This window comes from Candidatus Zixiibacteriota bacterium (assembly GCA_021159005.1).
Lineage (GTDB): Bacteria > Zixibacteria > MSB-5A5 > UBA10806 > 4484-95 > JAGGSN01.
On sequence record JAGGSN010000197.1, the window covers coordinates 1 to 7,141 of the forward strand.

Consider the following 7,141-nt stretch of genomic DNA (forward strand, 5'->3'; position numbering starts at 1 on the left):
AATGACGCGGGCAGTGTGGGAATGACATCATTATAGCATCCGCCTAAGGCGGACTCATTCGGAAACCGACCTACAATTGAATAAGAAAAAAAACGGGGAAACTCCTGAATTAAATAGCTATTGATATAATAAGCCATTCTGTTTATAATATTGATGGAGTTTTTTATGGCAGCAGGTATATATGTTCATATTCCATTTTGTCTTTCCAGGTGCAATTACTGCGATTTCTATTCTATTACCGCCGATGATTTTATTATTAACGAATTTTATGAAGCGCTTTTGACTCAGATTGAATTGGTATCACAAAGAAAATGGGGTAAACGAATATACAATACTATCTATTTGGGCGGCGGCACTCCGCCTCTTATAGGTGATGAAAAAATCGGAGAGATAATTTGGCATCTCCGAAAATGTTTTAATTTTACTCCCAACACCGAGATAACTATTGAGGCTAATCCGGAATCGGTGTCGCCTGATTTACTAAAGAATCTTCATGATTTTGGTATAAACAGAATAACTCTTGGCGTGCAGTCTTTTAATGACAATCTTTTGAAGACCTTAGGCAGGCCGCACAATTCCGAAACTGCCGATAAAGCAATCGATATGATTTATAATGCCGGATTCGAAAATATTGGCATTGACCTTATTTTTGGTATCCCCGGTCAGACTATTGCTGTCTGGCGTGACACACTGAAGAAAGCCATTAATAAACAGCCGCCTCATATATCGGCCTATGAGCTTACGATAGAAAATGAAACCCCTATCGAACGGATGATAAACAGCGGCGAGCTTACGCTTTTGGATGATGACCTTATTGCTGAGATGTATCAAATTCTCCATGAGATGCTGACCGAAAGCGGCTATAAAAGATATGAGGTTACAAATTATGCCAAACCCGGCTTTGAATGCCGCCATAATCTGAAATACTGGACTGATAGAAAATATCTCGGCTTGGGACCATCAGCGCACTCCTATTATACTAAGTATCGCACTTCAAGCTATAAAAGCGTTGATAAATATGTTGCCGCTTTGAATAAGGGGAAATTGCCGACTGTTTTTAAAGAGGAGCTTTCCGATGAACAAAAAAGCCAAGAAAGGCTCATGCTTGGCTTGCGTCTGGCTTCCGGCATCGATATTATGACTGTAAGAGAAGCGATAGACAAAGAAAAGATGGCTGAATTTATCCAACAGGGATACTTAAAAAAATCGATTAATACGATTGCCTTAACCGATCGCGGTTTTATGATTGCCGATGAGATTATTGTTAAACTGCTGAAGAGATAGAACATTTAAAATATTTATTGCTATCTGGCAGTATAAAAATTATATTTTTATAGATGAACATGTTTTACTACCGCATTTTGCGGGACACTAAAGAAGTTTATGGCTTATAGGTACAGCATAAGATTTAGCGGCGCCGGAACTCATGGTTTAATTCAAGCAGCCAGAATATTAGCTGAGGCGGCAGCTATCTATGATGCTAAAATCGCTACCGAAAGCTGTTCATACGGGCCGGAGGCAAGAGGCAATGCCAGCCGAGCGGAAGTAATTATCTCTGATGAGGCTATTGACTATCCTAAAGCCGAAACAATCGATTTTTTTATAGTGCTTACTCAGGATGCTTTTGATAAATATCATAAGGACCTTCATCCCGATAGTATTATTATTGCCGACTCCAGCATAAAGATTGATAATGAAAATTGTAAATGGAGAGTATTTTTAGCGCCTTTTTCTCAAATTGCTAAAAAAGAATGCAGCAATTTGTCGTTGATTAATATGATTGCTCTCGGTTTTTTCGCCAAAATTGGCGATATTGTCAGCAATGAATCTATCCGTCAGGCAATAATGGCCAGGGTTCCCAAAAAATCTGAAAATGCATATCTCAAGGCATACGAAGCGGGCCTGGCAATAAATGATAAACAGGAACAAGTATAGAAGTTTAGAATTATTATAAAATAATATCTCCGTATTATTAAAAGATGCTGCATCGAAACCAATTAAACTTGTATCCGGATGCGACATCAAAGGAATTAGTTTTATGAAAGATCCATTAACTCGCTTATCGGAACGTACTGCTGCTCTGGGCAATTATAATCGCAAATATCTCCATATAATATCTGCAAATATTGATAAATTAATTGACAGTCTGGAAAAACAAGGGAAACGAGATAGAGTACATTTGTGGAATTATTCTCTGGAACTGCCCGGTGAAATGGATACTGTAATGGAGGTCGCCAAAGATACACCCGAAAAACTGAATTTCCTTGGTTGTTATTATGCTTTGCAGTTCCTTCAGATGAATTTGCGAATGATTGATATTACCAAGCTGGAACTTGCCATACAGGCTGACCGATTGACTGTTACTAAGGGGCTAATGTTAGAAGCCGGCAGGATGTTTCGTTTTCTTACTAAATGTTATATGGAGCGTCTTCTAAACATTTTTCTTGATAAAGATAATATCCCGGAATTTGTGATGCTTAGTGTTGGCACAAGAGCCGATCAGGATGATATTGACCTTGGTATTATATATGAAGGTTCGGATGATTCCAATAATCTGAATCGGGCAATAGGACGATTATCAAACGAAATGTTTAAGAAAGCAACCAGGCTGCATTTCCACCTTTCTGAACATGTAGGTAAAAACAGCTTAGCCGCCACTCTTGATGAATATGAAGAGATTTTTGAAAAAAATATCTATAATTTTGTGATTATAACCGAAATGCTTGGAGCCGCAACGATTCTCGGCAGTTTTCAACTTTACGAGCAGTTTAAGAAAAGAGTAACTAACCGTTTCTATTATTCGATAACTACCAAAGAAAACCGTTATCACGAGGGCTACCTGAGAGGTATAATGGGCGAGATTAATTCGCTTCTTAATGGCTTGAGGCCAGAGGAAGTGATAAACCCTAAGGATGAAGGTCTTCGCCCTGTAAAGAGCTTACTTTCTGCCCTAAAGCTTGTTTATGGGGTCGATAAAACTAATGCCTGGGATATTATCGATGGTTTGAAAATTAGGAATCAAGAACGCCTTAAACAATATAAAGATCTCGAACAAGCTTTGAGTTTCCTCGAACTTTTTCGCCATCAATATCAAATTATGGTGGTTCAGGAGGAAGATATTAATCTTAGCGAACCGGGCATAGAAAATCAAGTTGCAAAGATTGCCGAGATTATGGGTTATAAAAAGAAGGGCGTGGTTTCAGCCAAAGATTTCATGCTGGTAAATTATTATGAACACTTGGATAAATGCGTAAAAGCAGCCGAGATTTTAACTGATGACTTGAAAAAACATCTCCATCGGATAAGTGTATTCAAGCCGATTTTTTCATTAAGCAGCGATAGAAAGCTTGGCTATGAGGGCAATCTCGCTTTAGATTTCGCTTTTTCAACAAGGTTCTTTAAGGGTATTACATACTGGGATGATTTTTTAGAAGAACTTCGCGATGAAAACAGCATCTTCTATGAAGGGTTCATTGAAAGCTATTTAGCTCTTGATGAAAAAGTGGCGAGGAAAATTACTTTGGTTTTTATTGCCGGCATCAAATATGACCCGTCCTCGGTATTACGATTTTTAGTTATTATTGGCGAACGAGCTAAATCCGACGGTGACAAGAAAGTATTTAAAATGATGAGCGATCAGTTCCTGAATGAACTTAGCGAGGCTCCCGATGCTTCCACTTCACTAACTTATTTAGTGTATAGTTATCCTGGTTATCTTAATAGTTATCTGGCTTTAATAAACTGGAACGCTCTTGATAAATTTAACCAGATTATTCAGAAAAAGCCGGCGCTTCCCGAACTTCATCCTATCTATGACCAACTTCTGGCTCTGGGCAATATTCATTATCAGAGCAGTCATTTTTTCAAACGGCATTTTCTGCGAATTCTTAATAAAAACCCGATGTTTATCGCAAACCTCCATCAAAACGAAAAGCTTAAAGAAATCACCAGTAGTTTCTACAGCGATTTAACTACCCTGCCTACTCTTGATGAACGTATCGAACTGCTTGGCGATTATTACGACCTTGAATTCGTCCGGGTTAGCTTGATGGCAATGAACGGCGCGCCATGCGAGGTTACCGATGCCGAGTTTGTCGAATTCAGCGATAATTATACTTTAACTTTATATGAGTACTGCCTTCAGAATGTGCATCTTTCTCTCGGCTACTCGATGCATACTCACGATCTCTTTGCAATTTATGCTACCGGCGGACATGCTCGTGAACAGGGGTTCGATGACGACTATGACATGATTGTTATTCTCGATTCGAATGATGAAGGAAAAATCGAGTATTGCAACAAAATTGTCGGTAAAATGAATTCCGAGATAGTCAAACGCGGAATACTTCCCCACCACAGATTTGCAGAACATTTCGGTTCATATGTGCTCAGTTTCGTTCAATTGGCAGACTACTTACAGGGAGAGGGCGAGAACATTTTTATCGATCAGTCGCAATTGTTGAGTTCACGGCGTTTGGTTGGTTCAAACAAACTTGAACGCAAATTAGAACAAGAGATAATCGATCCGTTTATTTTTGCCCGGGGACGGAAATATATCGAGTTTATGAAAAAAGAAATGAAGTCACGCCATGCCGCTGACAACGGCGACCTTAAAAACAATATAAAAGAATGCCAGGGTGGCCTCCGTGATATCGAGATGCTTTTATTAATGTATAAAACTAAACATCGGGTGCGCGACCCTCTATCCAGAAAATTCCTGCGTCGTCTGGTTGAAATTGAACCTCAGCAGGCTGATAAATTCAAATTCGTTGAGGATCATTTAAACTTCATTAAAAATATGCGTGATTTATACCGATTAAAAGTTGCCGCTCAAAATGTAATCAGCCAGGAATACTTGCCGCCAGTCGCCGCCAGTATGGGGTATGGGGATGACGCTGCTGCCGCTGAGAAACTGTACAAAATATACTTAGCTCGAATCGAAAATGCGGCGGTGATTATAAAACAATTGGTTGATGCTGTTTAAAGATTCAATTTTGATTTTTATAGCATTATAATTAATGCAATAACCGTTTGAAATAATGATACTATTAATGCCGCTATTCAAACGGATAATGAAACAGGCGTCTTATATTTATCGCTATTTTATTGCAATTTCATCTACTCGAAACACTTGATGTTATAACGTAAATTTTGTATCCTGCTATGGTGGTTAATTTATGTATATACTTGCTGATTATAAATGGCGGCGGTTCTTTGCCGCTTTATGCGGCAATAATGGAATCCCCCTCTTGAGAGAGGATTTAGGGGTGTGTTAAAAATCAGGGTAATAGGTCAGCATCAAATGAATAATCAAAACAAGGAGAAAGAATGGAAATTAAAAAAGTAGGCGTTTGCGGTTTTGGTCAGATGGGTTCGGGTATCACAGAAATTGTGGCTAAGGCCGGTTTCGAGGTAGTCGCCCGTGAGGTTAACTCCGACCTGGTAGATAAAGGTTTGGGAAGAGTTAATAAATCACTATCGAGAGCAGTTAAAAAAGGCAAGCTCGATGAAGCCGGTATGAAAACTATCCTCGATAGAATCAAAGGCACAACATCCCTTGCTGACTTTGCTGACTGCGATATTATCTGTGAGGCGATTATCGAGAATATCGATGAGAAGCTGAAGATTTGGAAAGAACTTGACGGCATTGTGAAAAAAGAGGCAATATTCGCCAGCAACACCTCCTCGCTTTCGATTACCGAGATGGGCGCGATTACTAACCGCCCCGATAAATTTTGCGGCCTTCACTTTTTCAACCCGGTGCCGGTTATGAAATTAGTTGAGGTCGTCAAGACAATCGCTACCTCGGATGAGACATACAGCGCGGCTAAGGCTTTCGGGGAAAAAGTCGGCAAGGTTGTTGTATCATGCAAAGATTCACCGGGATTCATTGTCAACCGTCTGTTAGTGCCATACCTATTTGATGCTATCCGCGCATATCAGGATGGCGTGGCGAGCAAAGAGGATATCGATAACGGCATGAAGCTTGGCTGCGGTCATCCGATGGGACCGCTTGAATTAAACGACTATATCGGTTTGGATACGATGTATTACATTGGTGAAATATTTTTCAACGAGTTTAAGGATGATCATTATGCCCCGCCGCCGCTTCTCAAACAGATGGTTAAAGCCGGCTATCTCGGGCGCAAGACCGGTCGCGGTTTTTATGATTATTCCAAATAGTAGGAGGATGTAATGGACTATAAGAATATTATATTTAAGCATGAGGCCGGAATCTCTTACGTTACAATCAACCGTCCCGATGTTTTAAACGCTTTAAACGCTGACACTCTCACTGAGCTGGATGACTGCTTTACCGACCTTGAAAAGTGTCAGGATACCAAGGTTGTCATAATTACAGGCGCTGGCGGCAAATCGTTTGTAGCAGGCGCCGATATCAAAGAACTTCATGATGATACGGTTATCACCGGTCATGCTCGGGCTTTACGAGGGCAAGCTGTTTATAGCAAGATAGAGAACTTGTCCAAGCCGGTTATAGCGGCGGTAAATGGCTTTGCTCTTGGCGGCGGCTGCGAGATGTCGATGGCTTGCGATATCAGGCTTGCCTCCGAGAAAGCCAAGTTTGGACAGCCTGAGGTCAACCTCGGCATTATTCCCGGTTATGGCGGCACTCAGCGTTTGGCGCGGTTAGTAGGCCCCGGTATGGCTAAGAAACTGATATTCACCGGCGATATCATCCGCGCCGATGAGGCTTTGCGTATTGGCTTGGTAGATGCCGTATATCCGCCGGAGGAGCTGATGAACGAGGCGGTGAGCTTAGCTAAGAAGATTATCTCCAAGGGACCGATTGCGGTAAGGCTGGCCAAGAAAGCCATCAATCTCGGCATGGATACCGACCTGAAAAGCGGCCTTGAGCATGAGGCGGTGTTATTCAGCGCAATCTGCGCCACCGAGGACAAGAACGAGGGCACCGGTGCATTTCTGGAGAAACGCGAGGCGAAATTTAGCGGGAAATAGAACTGTGGTTAGAAGGGGCGTTCGGATGAGCGCTCCTTAATATATATCAGGATAGATTTACCATGGCGGATTTCCGTCCAGGGGAGAAATACTGGATTCCCAATCAAGGGCTTGTTGAAAAACCCGGTTTTAGGGGTGATTAATTTTATTCTGGGACGTTTGT

At 41.1% G+C, this 7,141-nt stretch carries 5 protein-coding genes; all 5 read left to right on the forward strand.

Annotated features, from left to right (window positions below; all coding sequences use genetic code 11):
- Positions 1 to 165 precede the first annotated feature (165 nt).
- The 5 genes from hemW to J7K40_12665 all read left to right on the forward strand — a co-directional run bounded on the left by hemW (position 166) and on the right by J7K40_12665 (position 6,978).
- Entirely contained in the window at positions 166 to 1,284 is a 1,119-nt protein-coding gene (hemW, locus tag J7K40_12645; protein MCD6163240.1) for a radical SAM family heme chaperone HemW, read from the forward strand.
- 99 nt (positions 1,285 to 1,383) lie between these two features.
- Complete coding sequence (locus J7K40_12650; protein ID MCD6163241.1) at positions 1,384 to 1,935, forward strand: 2-oxoacid:acceptor oxidoreductase family protein; 552 nt, start codon at positions 1,384 to 1,386, stop codon at positions 1,933 to 1,935.
- 103 nt (positions 1,936 to 2,038) lie between these two features.
- A complete protein-coding gene (locus J7K40_12655; protein MCD6163242.1) occupies positions 2,039 to 4,984 on the forward strand; it encodes a hypothetical protein in 2,946 nt (981 codons plus the stop codon).
- A gap of 350 nt (positions 4,985 to 5,334) precedes the next feature.
- The gene (locus J7K40_12660; GenBank protein MCD6163243.1) at positions 5,335 to 6,183 is read left to right on the forward strand and encodes a 3-hydroxybutyryl-CoA dehydrogenase; all 849 of its coding nucleotides are present in this window, start codon (positions 5,335 to 5,337) and stop codon (positions 6,181 to 6,183) included.
- A gap of 12 nt (positions 6,184 to 6,195) precedes the next feature.
- A complete protein-coding gene (locus J7K40_12665) occupies positions 6,196 to 6,978 on the forward strand; it encodes an enoyl-CoA hydratase/isomerase family protein (protein MCD6163244.1) in 783 nt (260 codons plus the stop codon).
- The last annotated feature ends 163 nt before the right edge of the window (positions 6,979 to 7,141 follow it).